This is a genomic window from Candidatus Eremiobacteraceae bacterium (assembly GCA_035314825.1).
Taxonomy (GTDB): domain Bacteria; phylum Vulcanimicrobiota; class Vulcanimicrobiia; order Eremiobacterales; family Eremiobacteraceae; genus JAFAHD01.
Window position 1 is genome coordinate 17443 of record DATFYX010000087.1, and the last position, 23043, is coordinate 40485.

27 protein-coding genes are annotated in these 23043 nt (G+C 65.0%); 9 read left to right on the forward strand and 18 right to left on the reverse strand.

All coding sequences use genetic code 11. From position 1 onward, the window contains the following. Window positions 1-15 precede the first annotated feature (15 nt). From VKF82_12360 to VKF82_12375, 4 genes are all read left to right on the forward strand, one after another. Window positions 16-1125, forward strand: coding sequence for an FAD-dependent oxidoreductase (locus VKF82_12360; protein ID HME82848.1), 1110 nt, complete (start codon window positions 16-18; stop codon window positions 1123-1125). A gap of 6 nt (window positions 1126-1131) precedes the next feature. Continuing rightward, window positions 1132-2220 (forward strand): potassium channel family protein, encoded by a 1089-nt coding sequence (locus VKF82_12365; GenBank protein HME82849.1) that lies wholly within the window; start codon window positions 1132-1134, stop codon window positions 2218-2220. A 69-nt stretch (window positions 2221-2289) separates the two neighbouring features. Continuing rightward, window positions 2290-2895 carry a YceI family protein gene (locus tag VKF82_12370; GenBank protein HME82850.1) on the forward strand — a complete coding sequence of 202 codons (606 nt, stop codon included), beginning with the start codon at window positions 2290-2292 and terminating at the stop codon, window positions 2893-2895. Then, window positions 2892-3569, forward strand: coding sequence for a hypothetical protein (locus VKF82_12375; GenBank protein ID HME82851.1), 678 nt, complete (start codon window positions 2892-2894; stop codon window positions 3567-3569). The genes VKF82_12370 and VKF82_12375 overlap by 4 nt, the downstream gene beginning before the upstream one ends. 350 nt (window positions 3570-3919) lie before the next feature. Here the strand turns inward: VKF82_12375 and VKF82_12380 are convergent, their stop codons facing one another. The 10 genes from VKF82_12380 to hrcA are packed head-to-tail and all read right to left on the reverse strand — an operon-like array spanning window position 3920 to window position 12067. Continuing rightward, window positions 3920-4831, reverse strand: coding sequence for a Ppx/GppA phosphatase family protein (locus VKF82_12380; protein HME82852.1), 912 nt, complete (start codon window positions 4829-4831; stop codon window positions 3920-3922). Window positions 4832-4836: 5 nt separating this feature from the next. Next, on the reverse strand, window positions 4837-5283 hold the full coding sequence (locus VKF82_12385) for a hypothetical protein (protein HME82853.1): 447 nt from the start codon (window positions 5281-5283) through the stop codon (window positions 4837-4839). A gap of 10 nt (window positions 5284-5293) precedes the next feature. Then, window positions 5294-5677: a septum formation initiator family protein gene (locus VKF82_12390; protein ID HME82854.1), complete on the reverse strand. Its 384-nt coding sequence runs from the start codon at window positions 5675-5677 to the stop codon at window positions 5294-5296. Next, on the reverse strand, window positions 5664-6638 hold the full coding sequence (locus VKF82_12395) for an acetyl-CoA carboxylase carboxyltransferase subunit alpha (protein HME82855.1): 975 nt from the start codon (window positions 6636-6638) through the stop codon (window positions 5664-5666). The genes VKF82_12390 and VKF82_12395 overlap by 14 nt, the downstream gene beginning before the upstream one ends. Further along, window positions 6635-7519: an acetyl-CoA carboxylase, carboxyltransferase subunit beta gene (gene accD, locus VKF82_12400; protein ID HME82856.1), complete on the reverse strand. Its 885-nt coding sequence runs from the start codon at window positions 7517-7519 to the stop codon at window positions 6635-6637. The genes VKF82_12395 and accD overlap by 4 nt, the downstream gene beginning before the upstream one ends. Next, window positions 7516-8217 carry a polyprenol monophosphomannose synthase gene (locus VKF82_12405; protein ID HME82857.1) on the reverse strand — a complete coding sequence of 234 codons (702 nt, stop codon included), beginning with the start codon at window positions 8215-8217 and terminating at the stop codon, window positions 7516-7518. Before VKF82_12405 ends, accD begins: the two co-directional genes overlap by 4 nt. A gap of 46 nt (window positions 8218-8263) precedes the next feature. Continuing rightward, on the reverse strand, window positions 8264-8995 hold the full coding sequence (locus VKF82_12410) for a 16S rRNA (uracil(1498)-N(3))-methyltransferase (GenBank protein HME82858.1): 732 nt from the start codon (window positions 8993-8995) through the stop codon (window positions 8264-8266). Then, on the reverse strand, window positions 8992-9867 hold the full coding sequence (locus VKF82_12415) for a 50S ribosomal protein L11 methyltransferase (protein HME82859.1): 876 nt from the start codon (window positions 9865-9867) through the stop codon (window positions 8992-8994). The genes VKF82_12410 and VKF82_12415 overlap by 4 nt, the downstream gene beginning before the upstream one ends. Continuing rightward, the gene (dnaJ, locus tag VKF82_12420) at window positions 9867-10985 is read right to left on the reverse strand and encodes a molecular chaperone DnaJ (protein HME82860.1); all 1119 of its coding nucleotides are present in this window, start codon (window positions 10983-10985) and stop codon (window positions 9867-9869) included. Before dnaJ ends, VKF82_12415 begins: the two co-directional genes overlap by 1 nt. A 2-nt stretch (window positions 10986-10987) precedes the next feature. Further along, on the reverse strand, window positions 10988-12067 hold the full coding sequence (hrcA, locus tag VKF82_12425) for a heat-inducible transcriptional repressor HrcA (protein ID HME82861.1): 1080 nt from the start codon (window positions 12065-12067) through the stop codon (window positions 10988-10990). A gap of 150 nt (window positions 12068-12217) precedes the next feature. Between hrcA and VKF82_12430 the strand changes: the two genes are divergently transcribed. From VKF82_12430 to VKF82_12440, 3 genes are all read left to right on the forward strand, one after another. Continuing rightward, the gene (locus VKF82_12430) at window positions 12218-13168 is read left to right on the forward strand and encodes a PHB depolymerase family esterase (GenBank protein ID HME82862.1); all 951 of its coding nucleotides are present in this window, start codon (window positions 12218-12220) and stop codon (window positions 13166-13168) included. A 37-nt stretch (window positions 13169-13205) separates the two neighbouring features. After that, window positions 13206-14429: a divalent metal cation transporter gene (locus VKF82_12435; protein ID HME82863.1), complete on the forward strand. Its 1224-nt coding sequence runs from the start codon at window positions 13206-13208 to the stop codon at window positions 14427-14429. Window positions 14430-14557: 128 nt separating this feature from the next. After that, the gene (locus VKF82_12440) at window positions 14558-14788 is read left to right on the forward strand and encodes a hypothetical protein (protein ID HME82864.1); all 231 of its coding nucleotides are present in this window, start codon (window positions 14558-14560) and stop codon (window positions 14786-14788) included. Window positions 14789-14801: 13 nt separating this feature from the next. Here VKF82_12440 and VKF82_12445 read toward each other — a convergent pair whose 3' ends face one another. The 5 genes from VKF82_12445 to VKF82_12465 form a co-directional block, all read right to left on the reverse strand. After that, window positions 14802-15668 carry a hypothetical protein gene (locus VKF82_12445; protein ID HME82865.1) on the reverse strand — a complete coding sequence of 289 codons (867 nt, stop codon included), beginning with the start codon at window positions 15666-15668 and terminating at the stop codon, window positions 14802-14804. Next, on the reverse strand, window positions 15665-16429 hold the full coding sequence (locus VKF82_12450) for a TRIC cation channel family protein (GenBank protein HME82866.1): 765 nt from the start codon (window positions 16427-16429) through the stop codon (window positions 15665-15667). Before VKF82_12450 ends, VKF82_12445 begins: the two co-directional genes overlap by 4 nt. 10 nt (window positions 16430-16439) lie before the next feature. Further along, window positions 16440-17291, reverse strand: a complete 852-nt coding sequence (locus tag VKF82_12455; protein HME82867.1) for a bile acid:sodium symporter — start codon at window positions 17289-17291, stop codon at window positions 16440-16442. Between the two features lie 12 nt (window positions 17292-17303). Next, on the reverse strand, window positions 17304-17498 hold the full coding sequence (locus VKF82_12460) for a hypothetical protein (protein HME82868.1): 195 nt from the start codon (window positions 17496-17498) through the stop codon (window positions 17304-17306). Window positions 17499-17718: 220 nt separating this feature from the next. Then, window positions 17719-17937, reverse strand: coding sequence for a hypothetical protein (locus VKF82_12465; GenBank protein ID HME82869.1), 219 nt, complete (start codon window positions 17935-17937; stop codon window positions 17719-17721). Window positions 17938-18079: 142 nt separating this feature from the next. Between VKF82_12465 and VKF82_12470 the strand changes: the two genes are divergently transcribed. Next, window positions 18080-18979: a helix-turn-helix domain-containing protein gene (locus VKF82_12470; protein ID HME82870.1), complete on the forward strand. Its 900-nt coding sequence runs from the start codon at window positions 18080-18082 to the stop codon at window positions 18977-18979. 81 nt (window positions 18980-19060) lie between these two features. On the opposite strand, the gene VKF82_12475 is transcribed toward VKF82_12470, so the two are convergent. From VKF82_12475 to VKF82_12485, 3 genes are all read right to left on the reverse strand, one after another. Further along, a complete protein-coding gene (locus VKF82_12475) occupies window positions 19061-19630 on the reverse strand; it encodes a hypothetical protein (GenBank protein ID HME82871.1) in 570 nt (189 codons plus the stop codon). Window positions 19631-19709: 79 nt separating this feature from the next. Next, window positions 19710-21617 carry a helicase C-terminal domain-containing protein gene (locus VKF82_12480; GenBank protein ID HME82872.1) on the reverse strand — a complete coding sequence of 636 codons (1908 nt, stop codon included), beginning with the start codon at window positions 21615-21617 and terminating at the stop codon, window positions 19710-19712. A 60-nt stretch (window positions 21618-21677) separates the two neighbouring features. After that, window positions 21678-21893: a hypothetical protein gene (locus VKF82_12485; protein ID HME82873.1), complete on the reverse strand. Its 216-nt coding sequence runs from the start codon at window positions 21891-21893 to the stop codon at window positions 21678-21680. 55 nt (window positions 21894-21948) lie between these two features. On the opposite strand from VKF82_12485, the gene tdh reads away from it, so the two are divergent. Beyond that, the coding region (tdh, locus tag VKF82_12490; protein ID HME82874.1) for an L-threonine 3-dehydrogenase at window positions 21949-23043 on the forward strand (1095 nt) is incomplete at its 3' end.

A 23043-nucleotide genomic window follows, 5' to 3' on the forward strand; every position in this document is an offset into this window, starting at 1 on the left:
TGAATGCAGGCCGCGATGAAGATCGCGGTCATCGGCGCCGGCATCAACGGATTGTCGTCCGCGTGGGCGCTCACGCGCGACGGGCACGACGTCACCGTGTACGAGCAAGGCCCGATCCCAAATCCGCTCGGATCGTCCGTGGATCAGAACCGGCTCATCCGTTTCCCATACGGCGCGAGCATGGGCTACACGCGCATGGTCTTCGCCGCATACGAAGCCTGGGAGCTTTTGTGGGCGGATCTGGGCGAGACGCTGTACGCGCGCACCGGCACTCTTGCCATCGCGCGCGACGAGTCGAGCTGGACCGATCTTTCCGCTGCCACGCTGGCGCGTATCGGCGTCGAGGCGCGTCGCCTTTCACCGGCGGATATCGAGCGCGTCTTTCCCATGCTGCGCACGGACGGCATGCGGTACGCGCTGCACTTGGAATCCGGCGGCGAGCTGTTCGCGTCGCGCATCATCGAGGCGCTGGCGCGTCATCTGCGCGCGCGCGGCGTCGAACTCGTCGAGCACACGCCGGTGGAGTCGGTCGATGTGGAGCAGCCTCACGCGGTCATGCGCGACGGGTCTGTGGTCTCGTGCGATGCGCTGGTGATCGCCGCGGGACCGTGGGTGAGCCGGCTGCTACCCTCGATGGCGTCGCGCGTCACGCCGTCGCGGCAGGTCGTCGCGTACGTCGAGCCGCCTGCGCAGTATGCCGGGCATTGGCGGCACGGACCGATGCTCATGGACCTTGACGGCGCGGGCTTCTACCTCGTGCCGCCCTACGGCGGCACCGACCTCAAGATCGGCGATCATCGCTTCAGTTTGGCCGGCCAGCCAGATGCGGACCGCGAGCCGGCGCTGCCTGAAGCGCAGGCGGTCTTCGAGCAGGCGCGCCGCGCGCTGCGAGATTTCGATCAATACCGGATCAAGGGGATGCGCACGTGCTTCTACACGGTGCAGCCGCAAGAGCGTTTCTTGGTCGAGCGGTTGGATCGGTCGTGGCTGGTCAGCGCGTGCTCGGGCCACGGCTTCAAGTTCGGAGCGCTCAACGGTCTGGCGGTCGCGGACGGCATCGCGGGCCGGCGGACCGCGGACGCGATCGCCTCGTACGCCGCCGGCGACGCGGTGGCTTCCGGGTAGCATCGGATGAGCGAATGGCAGTGGCTCGAGCTTGCGGCCGGCATTTTTGTCGTCGGCCTGATGCTGTACGACGTGTTCGCCTCGGTCGTCGTGCCTCGCATGGTCTCGCCGACGCTGCGTCTCTCGGTGGGGATGGTCAGGTTGACGTGGCGGCTCTGGAAATGGTATGCGCTGGGGATCAAAGATCCGGACAAGCGCGAAGATTCCTTGGGGCGTTATGCGCCTGCCGTCCTGGTCCTCTTGCTCATCGTCTGGCTGATCGGCCTGCTGCTCGGATACGGCCTCGTGTTCTACGCGCTGCGCGCGCACACGCAGCCCCCGATCCACTCGTATTTCGACGCCGTGTATTTCGCGGGCGCGTCGATGCTGACGATCGGCTATGGTGACATCGTCGCCACCGGCGATATGACGCGTCTATTCTCACTGGCCGCCGGCGCAACGGGTTTGGCGCTGTTCGCACTCATCATCTCCTTCATCTTCTCCATCTTCGGCGCATTCCAGCGGCGCGAGCTGTTCATCGTCATGATGGGCAGCCGTGCAGGCGCCCCGGCCTCCGGCGTCACCTTCCTCGAGAGCGCCGGGAAATACAAGCTATACGACGATCTTGTGACGAGCATGCGGGAGGCCGAAGCGTGGGCCGCCTCGGTGCTCGAGTCGCATCTCGCATATCCGACGCTCACGTACTTCCGCTCCAGCCACGACGACGAGTCGTGGGTGGGCACGCTGGGGGCGATGCTCGACGCCGCCACATTGCTCATGACGATCGCGGACAGCCCATACCTCGGCCAAGCGAAGCTGTTGCATAACATCTGCGTGCATCTGGTGCGGGACCTGAGCCGCTACTTCCGTCTTGAAGGTGACGATGTGATCGGCATCGATCGCCGCGAGTTCGACCAGGCGTGCGCTCAGCTGTCGGCTGCCGGCTGGTCCATCCACGCTGACGACGAGGCCTGGCGGCGATTTGCGGCATTGCGGATGCAATACGCGGGTCCGCTCAATGCGATGGCGGCGTTTTGGGCCATTCCGCCGGCTCGCTGGATCGGCGACCGTTCCGAGATCAGCGCGCGCAGCATGCACGCGGCTGTCACGCGATAGGGCGCCGGAGCGCCGCCCCTGAAAGAGCGTGCGGGGCAACCTTGCTGCTGTGCGGAGAAACCCGACCCGATGCGATTTCAGATCCTCGCCACCCTCGGCGCACTCGCGCTTGGCGCACTCGTCTTCACGCAACCCGCGCCGGCGCGCGCCGACATCACCTGGACCATCGATCCCGGCCACTCGCTCGCCGAATTCTCAGTCGTACACTTGGGCGTGACGCACGTGCGCGGCTCGATCCTGATCCAGCAGGGCAGCATCGTTTCCGCTTCCGGAGATGGGCAGCCCACGGCGATCAGCGCCACGCTGGACGCGTCGAGCATCGACACCCGGAATCAGGATCGCGACGCCGATCTGAAAAGTTCGAATTGGCTCGATGTGACGAAGTACCCGACGTTGAGCTTCAAGAGCACGAATATCGTGCCGGGCGCGAACGGCGCATTCGCTGCGACCGGGGATCTGACGCTTCACGGGGTGACGAGACCGGTCACGCTGCAGGGGCACGTCGACGGTACGACCACGGATGGCCGCGGACATCAGCGCGTGGCCTATTCGGCGAGCACGACGATCAAACGTCAGGACTTCGGGCTGAATTGGGCGCAGCAGACGCCCGGCGGCACGTTCGTGGCGGGTGATGACGTGGACATCTCGATCACGATCGAAGCGGTCAACCGTTGAGAGCGATGCGCATAGCTCTGGTGATCGGCGCCGCGATAGCGCTGGCGATACCCGCGCTCGCGGCGACGAATAACGGGACGATGCAGTCCCATGCCGTCGCGGCGCCGCTGCCGTCGGCTCTGCCGACCATCCCGCCGCCGATGGCCGCGAAGTACGTCGGACTGATCACGCATCTGCGCCCTTCGGCGGCGTCGTGGGCGAGCCAAGAGGCGCAACGCATCGCCGGGCAGCCGGTGAACCTCCAGCAGCTCGAGAGCGCTATAAGCGCGCATTTCGCCCCGTCGATCGGAGGCACGGGCATTCCGCCCGGTATGGACATCGAAGCGCTGGCGTTCATCGTTCTGATGCAGGCCACTCAGGATCAAGACAAAGACCTGCAGTCGATCATGGACGGCGTCCAAGAGATCAACAAACAAAAGGCGGCGCTGCGCAGTCAGATGCAAGCGCTGAATCAGCTCGAAGCCAACAACGCGAAATCCTCGCCCGGCCCGAGCCCGTCGCCGTCATCGGGCGCGCTCAAGAGCCGGCTCGACAGCCTCAACGAGCTGAGCGAAACGCAGTCGCTCCAGTTGCAGATGACTATGGACCGGCGCTCGAAGCTGATCGATACGCTGTCAAACGTCATGAAGTCGATCGCAAATACGAGCGACGCGGTCGTCCAGAATCTGAAGTGAGAGCGGGCCGTCGAGGGTTTCAAGGCCGCCGGAGCTAACGGAATGGCGACCATCGTGGGATGATGGTGGAATCGGAAGACACAACGGACTTCCAATTGGAGCCGTAGGATGGGAAACCGCCTGCGGGATGCGCTCAAAGTCGGTGGACTCTTCGCCGGAGTGAACGGCATGACGACGCCGAGCCAAGCCCCGCGTACGGGGAAGGTGTAGAGACTGGACGGGCGCGGCCTACGTCGTGAGCGTCACGATATGGTCAAGGCACAGTCCGGACCACGAACGCGATGCGGTGGCGAAAGCCATGGTGGTGCGAAAATCCGTTGCCCGAAAGGGCGTCCGGGTTCGAGTCCCGGTCATCCCATTCTGATCGTTTCGAGAAGAAAACCTACCAAGAGATCGCTCTCGCTGACCGTGAACTCTTGCACGCCGGCGCGCGAGACTATCTCGTCGATGATCGCCAAGCCCGCCGGAAAGATCTCGGCCCGCGACTCGGGCAGGCCGTGGAGACGTTTGCGCTGCTCGAGCGGCAGCGACGAGGTCAAGCGCAGCAGATCCTCGAGGTCCGCTCGACGCACCGCGCCGACGTGGACGGCCGACGTAGGGTCATACGCGTAGAGCATGCGTGCCGTCGTGTCGGCCGTGCCGCCGACGAAGACGAGGTTTCCTACGGACTGGGCCGGGGCTGCGTGGAGCTCCATGCGCACCGCCGTCCGGCAGGCGTTGAGCTCTTCGGCGCGCGGCGGATCGTGCTTGAAAAAGCGCTCGGTCATGCGCACGGCGCCCAGCGGCAAGGAGACGAGCGTGACGCGATCGGCTGGTTGCGCGCGCGATGCGAACTCCGTGCTGCGGCCGCCGATATCGATGACCGTCACGGCGCCGGCCGGCGTGCGCCCGGCGCGATCGAGCGCCCACAGCGCACCATCGAATGAAGCGCGGGCTTCTTCTTCTCCGCTGAGAACGCGCATCTCAACACCGGTTATCTGACGCACGCGCGCGATGAAGTCGCTCGCATTCTTCGCTTCACGCAGCGCAGCGGTGCCGATGGCGAGGAGCCGATCCGCCTGCTTGCCGAGCTGCGCGAACTCCTCGATGGCGGCGAGCGAGCGTTCCATCGCTGGAGGCGAAAGAACGCCCGACGCGCTGACGCCTTCGCCGAGGCGCGTGATGCGGATATCGTGATGTTCGACGTGAGGTTGGTCGGCGTCGATGCGGGCGATCAGCAACCGGCACGAGTTGCTCCCGGCCGAGATGACGGCTGCACGCATCGGGCTTAGCGCTTTTTCTTCGGGCGGGGAGGTTTCTTCGGCGACTCGCGATACTGGCGCCGTGCGCGCACCTCGAACGGCAGCAGTCGATCGGCGCGCGCCTGTTTGGCCTCGTGAGCACGGCTGGCGATGGCGCCGTTCGGATCCCAGTCTTCGGTCTGGCGAAGGTACTCGATGATCTTGTCGTCGAGGTCGCGGGCCGGACTCGAGTCGCGCTCAGGCGCTACGTCCGGGGAGGCGGGCGCCGGCGATGCATCATCCGGCATGAGGCGCAGTATCAGCCAGCCATCCTGCTCGGAGACGGCAAACTCGAATTGCGGCCGCCGGCGCTGTGCGAGGGTGCGGCGTACGTCTTTGTGGCCGGGATCCGATGAGGGCAGGCTGGCGATTCGTCCGTCTTCGAGGCGCACGGTGCAGCCATAACGGCCACACGCGACAACGGTACCTTTCACGCGCGAAGGGTCATTTGGGAGCGGGTGTCGCCACCTGTATGAAGACCTCGTGCGGCTTGGTGAGACCGAGCTGCTCATGGATCAACGGCACGAGGAACTCCGGATCGCGCGAGAGGATCACGTCCTTGCGCAGCTTGACCGATTCGGCGGTCAGCTGCCGGTTCTGGTCCTCGACCGCGTCGATCTGCTTGTGCAGCTGATAGTTCTGGGCGCCGACGCGCCAGGCCTGAACCGAGAACGAGACGGCCACCAGCAGCACCGCCGCCAGCGCGACCATCCTGCCCGCGGCCGACATGACGCGCAGCATGCCGCGCTCGCGCTGCTTGCGCGCGCCGCGGCCGAGCGGCGGTGCCGCCAACCGGCTGATCTTGTGGCCGAGGCTACCGCGCCGCACGGTCTTGCACCATCTCTTCGTGCGCGCCGATCTTGCGATACTTCTCGTAGCGCCGGTCCGCGAGCGTATCCCCGCTCAAACTCATCAGTTTGGCCAAGGCGCGTTTGTCGGCTTCCAGCACGGCATCGATCGTCTTGGCGGGGTCGCGGTGTGCGCCGCCCATCGGCTCAGGCACGATCTCGTCGATGATGCCGAATTCGAAGAGGTCCTCCGAGGTGAGGCGCAATCGCGACGCCGCCTCTTCGGCTTTGGTCGAGTCGCGCCACAAGATCGACGATGCCGCTTCAGGCGAGGCGACCGAGTAGACGGCGTGCTGCAGCATCGCGACATGGTCGCCGACGCCGATGGCCAACGCTCCGCCGCTGCCGCCCTCGCCGACGATGTTGACGACGATCGGCGTGTGCAGCCCGGCCATCAACTTGATGTTGGTGGCGATGGCTTCTGACTGCCCGCGCTCTTCAGCGCCGATGCCGGGATATGCGCCCGGCGTGTCGATGAACGTGAGCAGCGGCTTCTTGAACTTCTCCGCCAAACGCATGATCCGCGCGGCCTTGCGATAGCCTTCCGGATGCGCCATGCCGAAATTGCGATAGAGGTTCTCTTTGGTATCTCGGCCCTTCTGCTGGCCGAGGACGAACACGGGTATGCCGCCCAAGAACGCGTAGCCGGCCACGAGCGCCGGATCGTCGCGGAACATGCGGTCGCCGTGCAGTTCGACGAAGCCGTCGAGCTTGGCGATGTAGTCCAATGCGAGCGGACGGCGCGGATGGCGCGCTAGGTGCACGCGCTGCCACGGCGTGAGGTTGCCGAAGATCTCCGCCTCGAGCGTCCTGGCCTTTTCTTCAAGCGCGCGGATCTCACTGGAGAAGTCGACGCGCTGGGTCTCGTTGAGCTTCTTCAACCCTTCGATCTTGGCCTCAAGCTCGAGCAGCGGCTTTTCGAGCTCGACGATGACGTTCACGCGGGTATCGGTCGAATAAATTCGACCGCTCCATTGGGTTTGGCGGCGGGGGTCGTCAAGAAGCGCAGCGCGCTTGCGAGCGCCGCTTTCATGTCCGCGCGGCGCACGACCATGTCGACCTGCCCATGCTCGAGCAGGAACTCGGCCTCTTGGAATCCTTCGGGCAGTTTTTGACGGATGGTCTGGTCGATCACGCGCCGGCCGGCGAAGCCGATCGCCGCACCGCTCTCGGCGATGATGATGTCGCCCTGGAAGCCGAACGACGCCGACACGCCGCCGGTGGTCGGGTCGGTGAGGATCGAGATAAGGGGCAGGCCGAGCGCGCCGAACCGTTCGACGGCTGCACTCGCCTTGGCGAGCTGCATGAGGCCGATCATGCCTTCTTCCATGCGCGCGCCGCCCGATGCGGTCACGATGACGCACGGCACGCGCCGGCGCGCGCACTCTTCGATAAGGAGCGTCACCTTCTCGCCGACGACTCCGCCCATGGTGCCGCCGCGAAAATGGAAATCCATCACGCCCAGACCGATGGGGATGCGTTCGACGGTGCAAAAACCGACGAGCACCGCTTCGAGCAGGCCGGACTTCGCGCGATCGTTCTGCGTCTTCTGCGGATACGAGATGCGGTCAGACCATTGCAGCGGATCGCCGGTGACCAGGTTCTCGCCGATCTCGTCGAAATCGCCGTCGGCGAGAAGCGCGATGCGGTCGAGCGCAGACAGCCTGAAGTTATGCCCGCACTTGGGGCACACGTGCAGCCGCGCGTCGAGATCCTTGATGAAGATGCGCTCGCCGCACGACGGACAGATCTCCCAGAGCTTGTCGTCGGCGGGTTGCGGCCGCGCCGTGCGTCTGCGCAGCCAGTTGGGCGTCGGGCTCACGTGCGGCCCCCGAAATAGACTTTCGATAACTGCTTCAGGTAGTTGACGATCTCCCCACTATTGAGTTTGCTCGTCCCTGCAGTTCGATCGGTGAAAACATATGGTATTTCCTTGACGCCGGAATACTTCCCTTTGAGTATGACTTCGAGCCCGATCTTGAAGCCGATGGGATCGAGCTTCACGCCGTCGATCACCGGACGTTTGAAGAAGAAAAATCCGGAGGTGATATCTCTCACCGGCGTCAACGGACGCGCGAGCGCGATCGCGACGCGCGACGTGATCTTGCGCCGCCAAGGCCAATTCGTGATGCCGCCGCCGGCGACGTAGCGGCTGCCGATCGCCAGCTCGCACCGCCCGCTTTGGACCGCTCCGATGAGTGCGGGAACGATCGCCGGATCGTGGCTGAAGTCGGCGTCCATCACGCCGATGATGGGCGAGGTGCACGTGGCCCAGCCGTCGATCACCGCCGAAGAGAGTCCGAGCTTGCCCGCGCGATGGATGCAACGCACCGGGTACTTCGCGGCGAGCGAATCCACCAATGCTCCGGTGCCGTCCGGCGAGTTGTCGTCCACGATGACGATCTCGCCGTTGATGCCGGCGTCCGCGAATTCTTGAGTCAGCGCGACGATCAGTTTCTCGATGCCGAGCGCCTCATTATATGTGGGGATGACGACGGAGACGTCGTAGGACGCGGTCATTGCAAGCGCGTTCTGGCCGTCGAAAATAGGCACCTGGCGATCGCGCCTACCACCAGCCGGCGCCGGCGGCCAGTGCTGCGAGCATCGCGGCAGCGGCCGTCTCCGTGCGCAAGATCGTGGGGCCAAGGGATACGAGCGCGCAGCCGGCGGCGCGCGCAGCCTCGACCTCGGCCGCGGTGAGGCCGCCCTCGGGTCCGATCGCGATCGCGATGTCGCGTGCACCGGCGATGCCCCGCAGCGCCTCGGCGAACGAGCCGGCCGGCGCGTTCTCATACGCGACCAACGGCCTCGCATCGCCCCGAAAGGCCTGCAGAGCGTCGGCCCATCCCATGGGTTCCGCGATGACCGGCACGTGGAGCCGGCGCGCCTGCTGTGCTGCCGAGCGCGCGATTCGCCGCCAGCGATCGAGCCTGTGCCGGCTCGCATCCGCGTAGCTGCGTTCGCAGTGCACGGGCACGATGCGTCGCGCGCCCAACTCGACCGTCTTCTCGACCACGTCGTCGAACTTCGCACCCTTGACGAGCGCCTGCAGCACGCTGACGCCGACGGGCAGTTCGCCGAGCGATTCATCGCGGGATTTTGCGACGTGCGCTCGGACCGCACCGGCTTCGCCCTCGATCAGTGTCGCGTCCCACGCTTTGCCGCCATGCAGGACGATAAGCGCATCGCCGCCGTGCATGCGCAGCACGTGCGTGGCGTGATGCGCGTCGTCAGCATGCAGCTCGACTTCGAGGCCGGGCCTGCACGCAGTGTCGACGAAAAAGCGCGGTGCGCTCACGGCTTCACGTGCAGATAGGCGAGCCACTGCCCGCGGCGCCGTTCCGTGACGAAGTCGAGCCCCGCGTGCGCGTATGCGGCGAGTGTCGCAAGCCGGCCGCGCGCCGTGATGCCCGAGCTCACCAACGCGCCCCCGCGCGCGAGCTTCGACGCGAAGCTCCGGGCGAACGCTTGCAACGTTTCAGCCGTGATGTTGGCGACGATGATATCGGCTTTGGGGAACTCTTGGGGCACCCGATCTGCACGCGCCAGCGCGGCCGCGCGCGCGGCGTTGGCGGCGAAGTTGGCGCGCGCCGCACGCAGCGCGGTCGCGTCGTCGTCGAACGCGTACGTCTTGGCGCCGCGCTTGGCGGCGGCCAGGGCAAGGATCCCCGAACCGCAGCCCGCGTCGATCACGACGTCTCCTTCCTTTAGATACTCGAGCAGCAGGCCGGCGGCGAGCTGCGTCGTCGCGTGGCGTCCGGTGCCGAAGGCCATGCCAGGGTCGAGGCGCAGCGTGTCGGCGCCGTGCGGCGGTTCGTAGCCGCGGTGCCACGAGGGCACGACGTACATCCCAGAAGTCAGACGCAACGGTTTGAAATGCTCTTTCCAGGCGTTGGCCCAATCGCGTTCCACCACGTTCGCGTGACGCATGGCCGCCGGGCCCATCAGCCCCGCACGGCGGCGCGACGCGATCCCATCGTGCAAGCGCTTGCGCATGGCGGTCAGGTCTGTACTGCGAGGCACGTATATACTGGCCGCGACGCGGCTGCTTCCCTCGCGTTGCTCGAACGCGACGTGGGCGCCCGAAACGGCGCCGAGCAACGCACTCGCGCGTTCTGCATCGATCGCCGCAACGTCGAGGGTGAGGCGCCGCCAACCGCGCCGCTCCATCACTCGTTTCCGAGCGCTCGTCTGACCTTCTTGAAGAGATTGGGCTCGGGGATCTCCTCGCCGCCGGCTTTCGCGTAGGCCTCAAGCAATTCGCGCTGCTTGCGTGTCAGCCGCTGCGGGATGGCGACGTTGATGTCGACGATGAGGTCGCCCCGGCCGCTCCCGCGCATGCGCGGCAGGCCCCGACCCGGAATCCGAAACCGCGTGCCGCCCTGGGTTCCTGCGGGCAGGTCGAGCGCAGCGGCGCCGTCCAGACCCTCGATCTCCAGCTTCGCGCCCAACGCGGCTTGGGTGAACGAGACATCGGTCACGCAGTGGAGGTCGGCGCCGTCGCGTTCGAACGTCTCATCCGGCTCCATGGCCAGATAGACGTAGAGGTCTCCGCTGGGAGCGCCGCGCTCACCCGCTTCGCCGAGGCCGGCGAAGCGTATGCGCGTGCCCTCCTCGACGCCGGGTGGCACCTTCACGCTGAGCTTCTTCTTCACTTCGCGGCGGCCGCGGCCGTGACACGAGCGGCATGGGTCGGTGATGATACCGCCGCTGCCGTCGCAGCGCGGGCAGGGTCCGGTCGTGACGAACTGGCCCAGCATGGTATTGCGCATCGAGCGCACCTGGCCGCTGCCGCGGCACTGCGGACACGTCGCGGGGGCCGACTTGTCGGCCGAACCGCTGCCCTCACAGGCCTCGCAGCGCCCGAGGTGCGAGAACGAGATCTCGCGCGTGGTGCCGGTCAGCACGTCGGCGAGCTTCACGCTCAAGTCATAGCGCAGGTCGGCTCCGCGCTGCGGCTGCACGCGACCGCGCCCGCCGCCGGCGCCGAAGAAAGTCTCGAAGAGATCGCCGAACGGGAAGTCGCCGAAGTTGGGCGCTCCCTGAGCGCCTGCCGCGCCGGCTGCGTGCCCGAAGCGGTCGTACTGAGCGCGGCGCTGCGCGTCCGAGAGCACGGCATAGGCCTCGTTGATCTCTTTGAAGTGCGATTCGGCGGCGGCCTTGTCGGGCGTGGTGGCCACATCGGGATGGTGCCGGCGCGCCAGATTGCGATAGGCACGCTTGATCTCCGCTTCCGAGGCGGAGCGAGAGACGCCGAGCACCTCGTAATAATCGCGTTTGGGCGGCACGGTCAGGCGGGCTCTTCGTTTTGGAAGAGCGCGTTGAGGCTCTGCGCGACGTGGCCGACCAGCGCGAGCAGGCGCGCGTAATGCATGCGCCGCGGACCAAGGACGCCGAGCGCGCCGGCGTTGCGGTCGCCGACCTTATATGGGATAGTCACGACGCTGCACTCGTTCATGTCGGCGCTGCCGAGCTCGTGACCGATGCTCACCGTCGCGCCCTGATGCGCCAACGACTCTTGAAGCCAGCGATACAACGTCTGCTGCTCTTCGAGCAGCTCCAAGATGGCGCGCAGCTTGCGGAAATCCCGGAACTCCTGCTGGTCGAGCAGATTGTTCGCGCCGCCTGCGTACAGCCGGCGCTCGAGCTCGACGTCGCCGTGCACCGCGAACATGCCGGCCAGCGAACGCAGCAGATCGTGGGGCAGCAGCGTGTCGTGGGCGAGCTCGGACAGCGCCGTCGCCGTGATGTCGCTCAGGCGGCGACCGGCGAGATTGGCGTTGAAGTTGTTGCAGGCGCGCGTGAGCTGGTCGGGATCGACGTCGACCGCGACTTCAATGGTCGCCTGCGCGGCGATGCCGAGGTTGGTGACGAGCACGACGTGGACGTGGCGCGCGTTGACCCAGATGAGCTGGAGATGCCGGAACGTCTGGCTATCGAGGCGCGGCGCGATCGCGAATGCGATGCTGCGTGTCAGATTTGAGAGCACGTGCGACGCGTGGTCGACGACGCTATCGAGCTGCGTGCGCGCTCGATGGATCTCGGTGTTGATCTGCTCGCGCTCCTCGGCGCTGAGCACTTCGGGCTGGATAAGACGGTCAACGTAATAGCGGTAGCCCAAATCCGAGGGCACGCGCCCTGCCGAGGTGTGGGGCTGATCGAGATACCCTTCGCCTTCGAGCGCAGCCATCTCGGCGCGCACGGTCGCCGGACTCACGCCCAGATTGTACTTCTGCGTCAGGGTGGCCGACCCGACCGGCTCGCCGGTCGCGATATACTCATACACGACCGTGCCGAGGATCGACGTCTTGCGGCGATCCAGTTCCGGCTGGTCGGATGGGGCCTGATTCTTGTCGTCTTCTTTGGGCATCTTCATTAGCAGTCAGCACAGGAGAGTGCTAATCCGATGTACGGCGTTCGGGGAGAGCGTCCCTCTAGTGGAACGGGTCTCACGGCCGCCTCATACCCTTCTCACGCCGTTTTCCGGCGCCGCCGAGGGCGTGTGGGCGACAATACGCTCATGAAACCGGTCGCCGCAATCGCAACCTTGCTAGCGCTGGCCCTTCTCCCAGGCTTGCGCACTGCAAGCGCTGATACGGCGACCGATTCATCCGCCGCGATCCAAGTCGGCGGCGTCGAGCGCGAATACCTTATCCACATCCCCGCCTCGTATCATGGCGCGCACCCCACGTCCTTGGTCTTGGTCTTCCATGGCGGCGGCGGAGCGGCAGCTGGGATGGAGCGCATCTCAGGCATGAACGAGGTCGCCGATCGCCACGGGTTCATCGCCGCATACCCGCAGGGCATCGATCGACAGTGGAAAGATGGTCGAAACGTGCCCGCGCGCGGCTCGTCCGGCGCGATGCTCACGCAAACGGATGATGTGACCTTCATCGCCGCATTGATCTCTTCGCTTGAATCGAAGTACAGGATCGATCCGAAGCGCGTCTACGCGACCGGCATTTCGAACGGTGCAATATTTTCGCTTCGGCTGGCCTGCGATCTCGGGGCCCGGATCGCGGCGATCGCCCCGGTGGCGGGCTCCATACCACGCGGTTTCGCGGATGCGTGCGAGTCGCAACCCGTCTCGGTGATGATGATCAACGGCACTGACGACCGGCTCGTGCCGTTCGACGGCGGAAAGGTCGGGGGGCCCTTCGCAGGGCAGGGCTACGTCATTCCCGTCGCCGATGCGCTCGCGACGTGGATCAAGACCGATGGCTGTTCGTCCACGCCGCGTTCGTTTGCGCTGCCGGACGCCGACCCGAACGACGGCACCACCACCGCGGTGCAGGCATTCGACGCATGCCGCAACGGCACGGCGGTCGAGCTGTACACCGTCAACGGCGGCGGCCACACGTGGCCGGACGGGCCGCAATACCTGCCCCAGTTCATCGTCGGCAAGGTGAGCTACGACTTCAACGCGAGCGAAGCGATATGGCAGTTCTTCGCGTCGCATCCGGCGAGGTGACCGCAGGACCGCTCGCCGCCTCTTTGAAGCTCCGCTCGTGAAGCTACCTCGGATAGGACCCGGGTTCGTATCCGCTGCGTCCGATAACGATCCCACGACCGTGGCGACGCTGGCCGTTGTCGGCGCGACGACAGGCTACGCGCTGACGTGGCTCGTCGTCTTGCTGTTGCCGATGCTTGCGGTCGTCCAGATGATCGCCGGTTCGATCGGCGCGGTGACGCGGACCAGCTTACAGGGGGCGATCCGCAGCCGCTACGGATTGTTCTGGGCCTGCATCGCGCTCGTGTCCGTCGTCGCCGTCAACGTCTTCACGCTGACGGCCGACGTCGAGGCTGGCGCCGTCGCACTGACGCTGTTGACCGGCGTCGCGTATCAGTATTTCGTGCTGCCCTTCGTGGCCGTCGTCGGCTGGCTGCTCGTCTCGCAGCGCTATTCGCGCATCGAACGCCTCCTGTCGCTATTGCCGTTCATCTTCCTCGCGTACGGTGCAAGCGCGATCGCCGCCAGAGCGGATTGGGGCCTAGTCGCGCGCGCGATCGTCCTGCCGCAGTTCCATCTCAACGCCGTGTTCATCGGCGGGGCGCTCGCGCTGCTGGGCACGACGTTGACCGGCTACGTCTACATCTGGGAGTCGGTCGAAGTGGCGGAGCGCGCGCCGGCGCTCTCGCAGCTCCGCTCGGTCAGATTCGATGCCACGCTCGGCATGCTGTTCGCGACGCTGACGTTCTTGTTCATCTTGGTCGCCACCGGCGCGACGTTGGGGCGAGAGCATACGCTGGTGCAGACGGCTGCCGACGCGGCGCTTGCGCTCAAACCGCTCGCCGGTCCGTGGGCGTCCGCGCTGTTCGGTGTCGGCGTGTTGGGATCGGCGCTGCTCGCGGTGCCCGTCATCGCCGGCACGACGGGCTACGTCGTGGCGCACACGTTCGGCTGGCCGGGCACGTTGAACGCTCCGTTCCGCGAGGCGAAGGCATTCTATGGGGCGATCCTGGCGTCACTTGCGATCGCCGCCGTCTTCTCTTTCACCGGAGTCTCGCCGATCGCGCTCTTGCTCGCCGCTTCGGTCGCGGGCGGCCTCGCAACCCCTGTGACGCTTTACTTCGCCATCCGGCTCGCGCGTGACGAGACGACGATGGGCAGCCATCGCATCGCTCCACTGCTCGCCGGTGCGGGCTGGGTGGTGGCCGCGATCATGACGGCCGCGTCGATTTTGTACCTCGGTCTGGGCGTCGGCGCGTGGGGTATGACGTCACATCTTTAAGTTTTCTTAACAGTTCGTCCCGTATCGCAATACAAGCTCTTGTCCACGGATGCGAACAGGTGTACGCTGTTTGAAACTTGGCCTTTTCGTGGGACGTTTAGAGACATAGATAATGGAGGTTCTGCGGATTGAAAAAGTATCAGTGCGGGAGATGCCCCTTCGGCAGCGATGACCTCGAAGAATTCGGCGCTCATATCTGCGTGGGCGCGAATCCGATGCTTGCGGCACTCGGCGGGATGATCTCCACACCCGAATTCACTATCGATCTGACGATGGCCGTCAAAGAGAGCATCGAACGGCGCAGAGTGCAGACCGCCGTGGACGGACTCGAAGACGCGCTGAGGCGCGGAGAGCTGTAGGAGTTGCCCGCGTTCAAGAGCGCGGGACCACATTCGGGGGCGTCAGGTACAAGTTCGGGTCGACGGGCTTATACGTGAAGCCCGCATCGCGCAGTTCTTGGATGCGGACCAGCGCTTGGGGCCGTGGGTAGAAAAAGGCGTTGAAGAACGACCAGAAGCCGCCATAGCGCCGCGCCTGGGCGAGATAATCTGGGATGTCGACATAGTCCATCATGCGCCGGCCGGCCGCGTAGATGAGCAGACCGCGAAAACCGGTCGGCGCCAAGAACGCTCCGTAGCGGTCGCGCGAGAAGACGCGGATCCGGCTCAGCGGATTCGCGAGAAACTTGATGGCGTGGACGTACGTCAGCAGCATGTCGTTCCAGAGCGCGGTGTGGTGCAGCCGTAACGCACCGAGCTCGTGGCCGAGCGTGAAGGCGACGACGTCAAGCGTCTGGCGATAGTCGCTGCCGAACAGGTTTTGATGGAGTATGATATAGTCTTCGTGCCAGGCCGAGTAGGTCTGCGAGTACGGCTTGATCGTGTCGGCGGTGAGAAAAAGCTCGGGCAGTTGCGTCATCTCAAGCACGCTGCAATGCGCTTCGAGAATGGCGTAGATCTCCGGGAATTGGGTCCGCGAGAGCCGGACCGAGTTGCCGCGGATGTAGGCCTCGCGCCGGTTGCGATTCACCGTGAGCATCGGGATTCCGATGAGGGCGGTGATCGCCAGCAAGCGGGCGATGCCCAGTTCCTTGTTGAGCAACGGATGATCCTTCAGCCAGGGAAGTGGCGGGTTGTACACGATGAGCGCGATCGCCGCGGCCATAAGAACAAAGTTGAGGATCACCGACACGATGAAGAGACGCCGCTCGAGCGGATGTCGCAGGTCCTTTTCGGTCACGATTGGTTCGGGGTCTTCGGATTCTGCGGTTCCAGCTCGGCTCGTAATCCCTCGCCCAGCTTGTGGCGCTCCTTCTCGCCGGCCTTCAGAGCTGACGGCTCCCATGGCTCCCACTCTTCCCACCCGAGCGTCTGCGCCGTGAGCCGGAAACCGAAGCCGAAGACAAAGGCGATCGCGGTCGACACGACGGTCGATAATCCTATCGCCTCTTTGCAGACGAGATAAAGCGCTGCCGTCATGACGGCGGTGAGCACGAAGAATTCGCCGCGGATCAGCTGTTTGGGCACGACGCCGCAGGCGATGTCGATGATCCAGCGTCCGCCGGTCGTCGCGATGGTGCCGACGAGAACCGCGCCCACGTACCCCAAGTGCGATTCGACGGCGACTTGTGCGCCGACGATCGCGTACCACGGCAGCGAGAATGCGGTCATGAACTGGAACAGGCCGTCCTTGAAGCGCTGCTCGCTGCGATATTCGATGAGCAGGGCGAGGCTCGCGGCCGCAAAGCAGCCGATGAGGTACCATGGGTTGACCAGCGGCGATGGGACCTTGTTGCAGAGCACGTCGCGGATGATGCCGCCACCGATGCCGCCGACGTACGCCAGCAGGATCACCCCGATCAGCGTGAAGTGCTTGTAGTGGTCGGGCCGGCGCGCCAGCAGCGCGCCGTTGAACGCGTTCGTGGTCGCAGCGATCAAATCGATGATCGTCAGCGTTGTAAACGTCGCAAAACCGAACTGCGAGAGGATCAGCGGGGTCATGCGGCGCCTTTCATGCGGGAGCCGCGGGCGCGGCGGTCCGGCCGAAGTATATCCGTAAGATGATGGTCAAGATGAATTGGACGAGGAAATACGTCAGCACCGTCGGACCGACAAGAGTGTCTGCGAAGCTCGCGGTCGCAATAACCGCGCAGGTGCCGATGTTCCGCAGCGCCGTGGCGATGCTGAGCGTGCGGCGGTTCGCGTCTTGAGGCCCGCCGAAGATCCAGCCGCTGGCCACGCAGAGCAGCACGATGACGAGCATCGCCAACAAAGCATGCGTGCCGTATACAGAGGACACCGCTTTGATGAGCGCAGGGCCGATGAGCACCAGCAGCGCGGCGATGGCGACGAAGAACAGGAGCGTCAGTGGGCGCTTTAGTTTTTCCGCCAGCGCCGGAGCGCGATCCGCAATCGCCAGCCCGATGAGCAACGGCACGAGCTGGAAGAGGATGAGCGTCATGGCAAGCTGGAGGCCCGGCACATGGGCATCCGCGTCCGGCGGAAGAACGAGCGGCGCCGTCAACGGGATGGTGATGATCGACAGCGCCGGCATGATGAAGGCGAGCGCGGCTGCCAGCCCGAGACTGCCGCCGGGTTGGCGCCCCGCTGCACGGACCAGGAACGGAACGCCTGGAGCGATCGCCATGAGCAGGAACCCGACTGCGATGTCGCCTTCCAGGTGGAATAATCGCGCGAGGCCGACGCCGAAGAGCGGCACCAGGACGAAGTTCGCGAGCAGAGCGCGGCCTATCAGGCCAAAGTCCTTGAGCGCGGCGATGAGATGCTCGCGGTTAATCTCCATGCCGGCGCTGAGCATCAGCGACACCAGCATCACGATCGACGCGATCTTCTGGGGACTCATCAATACGACTCCTTAGTCAGCAGAGGACCCGGCGCGCTTTGTTCCGCTGCCCGAGCTCGGCCGGCGCCGGCGTGCGATCCCCGCTCGCCGCATCACGTCCAACAAGTCCCCGTCGCTCGTGTTCTTGAAGAACAGCCACAGCGCGCATTCGATGATCGCGCTTTCGCTCGTCCGCTTCTTGTAGGCCAGCGCGCGCACACGTCTCATAAGCGCGCTGCTCACCGAGTGCGACGAGCGCGAATACGATGGCTCGGTCGGACGCGTGTCCCTGCCCGGCGCCGAATGCATGGAGGGATATGCACCCCGTTCCGATGAGGGCCCTTTGTTCTTGCGAATTCGTTGATAGCACGTAGCAGATTGAAGGCGGGTACTGAAGGCGGTGTCAATGCGCCCGCCTTTAGATCCCCGATTCTCGTAGGACGGTGGACTACCGGCTGCGCAACGTCGCACCGTTCTGCCGCAGCACCACGCCGAGTTGCTCGTCGTCGCCCCCGACGAAGAGAGTCTTGAGCGCGACCTCGACGATCGAGCTTTCAGACAAACGGTGCTTGTACGCGAGGTTTCGCAGATGATCGGAGACGCCAGCGCTGACATTGACCGAGAGCTTGGCGCGTTTTTGTTCTCTGGGAGAGGGTTCGATGCTCATATTTTCCCTTGCTGCGGAACGGTTAGCAGGTATTACTTCGCACAGACACAGTAGCGAATTACGGCCAGGTTTACAAGCCTCCGCCAAATCAGCCCTTGGTTAGTGGGGAATCCGTTATCCATGACTAGAAGAGCAGGGCCTCGTGAATGAGGTTAAGGCAGGCGGCAGGCGAGCCGAAGCCGTGGTGAGGCGCGCCGAACTCGCTCGTTTCCTGCGAGCGCGAAGGGAACGCCTCTCGCCGGAAGATGTCGGTCTGCCGAGGCATACGCGCCGGCGGACCCCCGGCCTGCGCCGGGAAGAGGTCGCGCTTCTCGCCGGCATCGGCGCCGCCTGGTATGCGCGGCTGGAGATGGCGCACGACGTCAGGCCTTCGGTGGCGACTCTCATGGCGATCGCCCGGGCGCTGCTTCTCAATCCCGTCGAGATCGAGTATCTCTTCGTTCTGGCGGAGCTCTCGATGCCCCAGCTCCAAGGCTTCAGCCAGACGAGCATCCCTGAGGTGATCGAGCAGCTCGTGCCCGGGCTGCAGAACTTGGCGGCCTTCCTTTGGGGCCGCTATCTGATCCCGCTGCGCTGGAACGCCATCGCAGACGCTCTGTTCGGCTTCTCCAAGTATCCCGATCCATACGAGCGCAATACGATTGTCCGGCTCGTCTGTCTGGCACACAACCGGGAATTGTTCGGAGAGCATTTCGAGGAGCTCCAGCGCAGTCTGGTGGGCATGTTCCGCCTGGCCTACCTAGCCGATGAGCCGACACCCTACGGGCGCCGTATCTACGAGATCGCCAGCGAGTACCCTCGCTTCAAGGAGCTCTGGGAAGAGCATGTCATCGCAAACGACTACTTCGCCGAAGCGGGACCGCACCAGCGGTCGCATGATGCCGTCGGACCTCTGGCGATCACCACGACGAATTTCTATATCGCGCGCCATCACGGCATGGTGTTGCGCATCGTCGCTCCCGCCGACCAGGCGACGGCTGAGAAGTTCGCCCAGCTGCAGGCGTTCGGAAAGCCGTCCACGCGCGAGACGCTGCTGCCCTAACCCTTAGATGAAAACCGCGCCCAGCACGACGTGCTGGGCGCAATTTCGTACGCTTGCGGCTTATTCGCCGCCGCGCGAGGACTACGGATTCATGTAGATGTGAGTGTTCTTCGGCGGGAGCTGCGGGTTTCTCCACTTCGTGCCGTCCGCGAACTGGATGTGCAGCGGAACGCAGCGCGGCAATCCGGTGCCGATCGGGAATGTGCTCGAGGGAACGCCGTACTTGTGCTTGATCTCCGCATTAGGCGAGAATTTTCCGACATCTCTGGCCTCGGCCTTGAGGATGCCGTTGGCGATGAGGCCGAACTCGACTTCTGTCATCACCTTCGGGGAGATGTTCATCCAATCGACGGCCATCTGCGGGTTGGTGCTGGTGTAGGCCGGCTGATAATAGCTCGCTCCCCAGGCGTCTCCCCAGCGTCCTCCCCCATAGAAACCGGGAGCGTAGCCCATGTAGCCGCCGCCGCTCTGCGACACGTTGAGCGAGGCGCTGCAGGCGCTGACGTGGATGAGCGATGACGCCGGCGGCGCGGCGGGCGCAGCGGCCGGCATGGCCGCCGGGGAAGCCGTCGGCTGCGCAGCTCCGGGAACCGCTAAGCAGAGCAGTGACGCGGTCACGAGAGAGAACGCTAAGACGCGCGAGATATGCATGCAAGATCTCCTAATCGAAGTGGGAACAGAATCGCTGTGACGTTTGGTCTTGTCGCCGCTCGCGCAGAAATCCTGTGCTTCAGCGGAGAAACGCCGCAACGTCCTCGAGCGAGTGCACGCGCCGCGCCGGCGGCAACGATGATAAGATGCGCCGGCCGTACGCCATCGTCTCGAGCCTGCCGTCGAGGACGCACATCAGACCTTTGTCCGAGCGGCTGCGGATGAGCCGACCAAGCCCTTGCTTGAGGCGCGTGATCGCCGCCGGGACCATGAGCGCTTCGAATGCGCCCACGCCATGAGCTTCGAGCATCTGCGAGCGCGCCGCGATGATCGGGTCATCCGGCGGCGGGAACGGGATGCGGTCGATGATGACGCACGACAGCGCCTTGCCGATCACGTCGACGCCTTCCCAAAATGATGCGGTGGCGAATAACACCGGGTGTTGTTCCGTGCGAAACCAATCGAGGATCTGGGACTTCGGCGATTCGCCTTGCACGCGATAGGGGAAGGGCAGCGCGGGCGCCAGCGCTGCCGCCACTTCGCGCATCACCGCATACGAGGTGAAAAGCACGAACGCACGGCCTTGCGTCGCCGTCAGCACGCCGTCGATGACCTCGACCGCCCGCCGTGCGAAACGCGGATCCTTCGGATTGAGCCGCTCCGGCGGCAGATAGAGCATCGCCTGACGTTCGAAGTCGAACGGCGATTCCAGCACCAGTTCGTCCACCGGCGTGTTCTCAAGCCCGACCTGACGGCGCAGATAGTCGAACGAGCCGCCGGTGGCGATCGTGGCTGACGTCATGACGACGCAGCGCGTGTTGTCATACAGCCGCTCGCGCAGCGTGGGTGCGACGGTCACCGGCGCGCAGATCGCCGCGTACGAGTCGCGTCGCTCGCTCTCGCGCTCGACCCAACAGATGTAGCCGTCGAGATTGAGCCGCAGGCGTTCGATGGTCTGCGCCGTCGCGGCGACCGAGCTCGCGAGCAGGTCGCGCCTGCGCTCCAGCGCCGCTTCGCCGAGTTGTTGGAAGCGCGCTGCTCGCGACCAGTTGTCGGCGATCCAATTCTCCACGCGATACAGCGCCCGCTGCAGCGGATCCATCAGCTCGATCGCGCGGCCGTTCTTCTCCAGCGGATAGCGCCCAGGCGGCCCGTCGGCGAGGGCAGCTCCGAATTCATCCGCAGCATCGGATAGCTCCGCCCGCAGCGAATCCTTGAAGATATACGCGCGATCGATCTTGCCGAGCAGGCGGCCGACGATGGCGCGCGATAGCGACGATGAGAACGCTGCGGTGGCCCACTCCTCGATCTGGTGCGCTTCATCAAGGACGGCGTAGTCGTAGGGCGGGATCAGGCCGCCCCCGCTGGCAAGGTCGATGAAGAACAGGGCGTGATTGACGACGACGATGTCCGCGTGGCGGGCCGTTTCACGCGCGCGCATGTGGTGGCAGCGCTCGGGCCCGAAGAACGAGCACGCCTCCATGATGCAATCGTCCGCGTCGGTGTCGACCTCGCGCCACAGCGCATCGGGCGGTATGAAGTCAAGCTCGGCGCGGTCGCCGGTATCGGTGCGGCCGGCCCAGCGGAAGAGATTGCGCTCGTGATCGGAGTGGGCCAGCACGAGGCGCTTGCGCAGCGTCTCGAGCTTGTCGCGGCAGAGGTAGTTATGACGCCCTTTGAGCACGACGACGCGCGCCTTGCTGTCGAGCGCGTCAAGGATGAGGGGAATATCTTTGGTGAGCAACTGCTCTTGAAGGGCGAGTGTCGCCGTGCTGATCACGACGCGCTGACCCGAGAGCAGCGCGGGCACGAGATAACCCAGCGATTTACCGGTGCCCGTGCCGGCTTCGACCATCACGTGGACGTGCTCGAGCAGACCCCGGTTGACGAGTTTGGCCATCTGGATCTGCGCCGGCCGCCATTCGTAACCGGGCAACGACTTGGCGACGACGCCTTGCGGGCCGAGCACTTCTTCGATCGTCAACATGCGAACAGGCGTTCGCTTCGGGAGAAGCGGCCGCTCCCCTTGGCGGTAAGGATACGAGCCTTAGATGTTCTCCCAGTCCTTGCGCTGCGAGCGCTTGCGCTCAAGCTTTCTCTTGCGCTCCGCAAGCGTCTCGCTGATGCGCGCCTGGCTGTTGACGGGCAACGTCGGTCTTGCAGCTCGCAGGCGCTGGGTCTTGAGCTTCTCCACGATCTCTGCGACGCGCTTGCGAACGCTTTTCTTCCTGGCCGGCTTCTTGCGCTTCTTGGAGCGTGACATCGAGCCTTGCGTTATCGGCCGAAGGCGCGCACGCCTGCCCATCAGAATAGCGGCGATGATGAAGATGCGCACGGCGTCCGCTCCGGCAACGCCGCAGCAGGGCGCGCTCCCCAAGACGATGCGCGCGCTCGTCAAGGAGCGGGCCGGCCCCGGCATGTCGCTGCGCGAAGTCCCCGTGCCTTCCTATGGCCCGACCGACGTGTTGATCCGCGTGCGCAAGGCCGGCATCTGCGGCACCGACGGCCACATCTGGGAGTGGGATAAGTGGGCGCAAAGCCGCATCGTGCCGCCGCTCATCGTCGGACACGAGTTCATGGGCGTCGTCGCGGCGGTCGGGAGTGCGGTGCGCGGCGTGAGCGTCGGCGAGCGCGTGTCGGCCGAGGGTCACGTCGTGGACGGCACCTGCCTGCTGTGCCGGACCGGCCAAGCGAATCTATGCGAACGAGTGCAGGTGATCGGCGTCGATCGCGACGGCTGCTTCGCCGACTACATCGCGATGCCCGAGGGGAATGTGTGGCGTTTGGATCCGGCCGTGCCGGACGATTGGGCGGCGGTCTTTGATCCGCTGGGCAATGCGGTGCACACCGTGATGACGGCGGACGTGAGCACCAAGAGCGTCGTGATCACAGGCGTCGGCTCGATCGGGCTGATGGCGATCCCGGTCGCGCGCGCCGCCGGGGCGGCCAAGGTCATCGCGATCGATGTCAATCCGAAGAAGTTGGAGCTTGCGCGCAGTCTCGGCGCTGATGAGGTGTTCGATTCGCGCACGCCGGGCGTGCGCGAACAGGTGCTCGCGTTGACGAACGGCGATGGCGCCGACGTGCTCTTGGAGATGAGCGGCAACGGCGCGGCGCTCGACCTGGGCCTGAGCACGGTGCGCAACGGCGGGCGCGCGGCGCTGCTCGGGTTGCCGTCCGATACGGTCAACATCAAGCTGGCCGAACACATCATCTTCAAGGGTCTCACGGTGTTCGGCGTCTTCGGGCGCAAGATGTTCGAGACGTGGTATCAGATGCAGGCGCTGGTCAAGAGCAAACGCATCGACTTGGCGCCGATCATCACGCACGTGCTGCCCCTCGAACGTTTCGAAGAATGCTTCGCGATGTTGAAGGCGGGCTCTGCCGTGAAGATCGTCATGGACGTGGCCGGG

Excerpts from the sequence above, each read along its gene's own strand:
- VKF82_12360 (HME82848.1), top strand. The coding sequence starts at position 16 with ATGAAGATCGCGGTCATCGGCGCCGGCATCAACGGATTGTCGTCCGCG.
- VKF82_12365 (HME82849.1), top strand. The coding sequence starts at position 1,132 with ATGAGCGAATGGCAGTGGCTCGAGCTTGCGGCCGGCATTTTTGTCGTC.
- VKF82_12370 (HME82850.1), top strand. The coding sequence starts at position 2,290 with ATGCGATTTCAGATCCTCGCCACCCTCGGCGCACTCGCGCTTGGCGCA.
- VKF82_12380 (HME82852.1), bottom strand. The coding sequence starts at position 4,831 with ATGCGTGCAGCCGTCATCTCGGCCGGGAGCAACTCGTGCCGGTTGCTG.
- VKF82_12405 (HME82857.1), bottom strand. The coding sequence starts at position 8,217 with ATGACCGCGTCCTACGACGTCTCCGTCGTCATCCCCACATATAATGAG.
- VKF82_12415 (HME82859.1), bottom strand. The coding sequence starts at position 9,867 with ATGGAGCGGCGCGGTTGGCGGCGCCTCACCCTCGACGTTGCGGCGATC.
- hrcA (HME82861.1), bottom strand. The coding sequence starts at position 12,067 with ATGCCCAAAGAAGACGACAAGAATCAGGCCCCATCCGACCAGCCGGAA.
- VKF82_12430 (HME82862.1), top strand. The coding sequence starts at position 12,218 with ATGAAACCGGTCGCCGCAATCGCAACCTTGCTAGCGCTGGCCCTTCTC.
- VKF82_12450 (HME82866.1), bottom strand. The coding sequence starts at position 16,429 with ATGACCCCGCTGATCCTCTCGCAGTTCGGTTTTGCGACGTTTACAACG.
- VKF82_12455 (HME82867.1), bottom strand. The coding sequence starts at position 17,291 with ATGAGTCCCCAGAAGATCGCGTCGATCGTGATGCTGGTGTCGCTGATG.
- VKF82_12460 (HME82868.1), bottom strand. The coding sequence starts at position 17,498 with ATGAGACGTGTGCGCGCGCTGGCCTACAAGAAGCGGACGAGCGAAAGC.
- VKF82_12465 (HME82869.1), bottom strand. The coding sequence starts at position 17,937 with ATGAGCATCGAACCCTCTCCCAGAGAACAAAAACGCGCCAAGCTCTCG.
- VKF82_12475 (HME82871.1), bottom strand. The coding sequence starts at position 19,630 with ATGCATATCTCGCGCGTCTTAGCGTTCTCTCTCGTGACCGCGTCACTG.
- VKF82_12480 (HME82872.1), bottom strand. The coding sequence starts at position 21,617 with ATGTTGACGATCGAAGAAGTGCTCGGCCCGCAAGGCGTCGTCGCCAAG.
- VKF82_12485 (HME82873.1), bottom strand. The coding sequence starts at position 21,893 with ATGTCACGCTCCAAGAAGCGCAAGAAGCCGGCCAGGAAGAAAAGCGTT.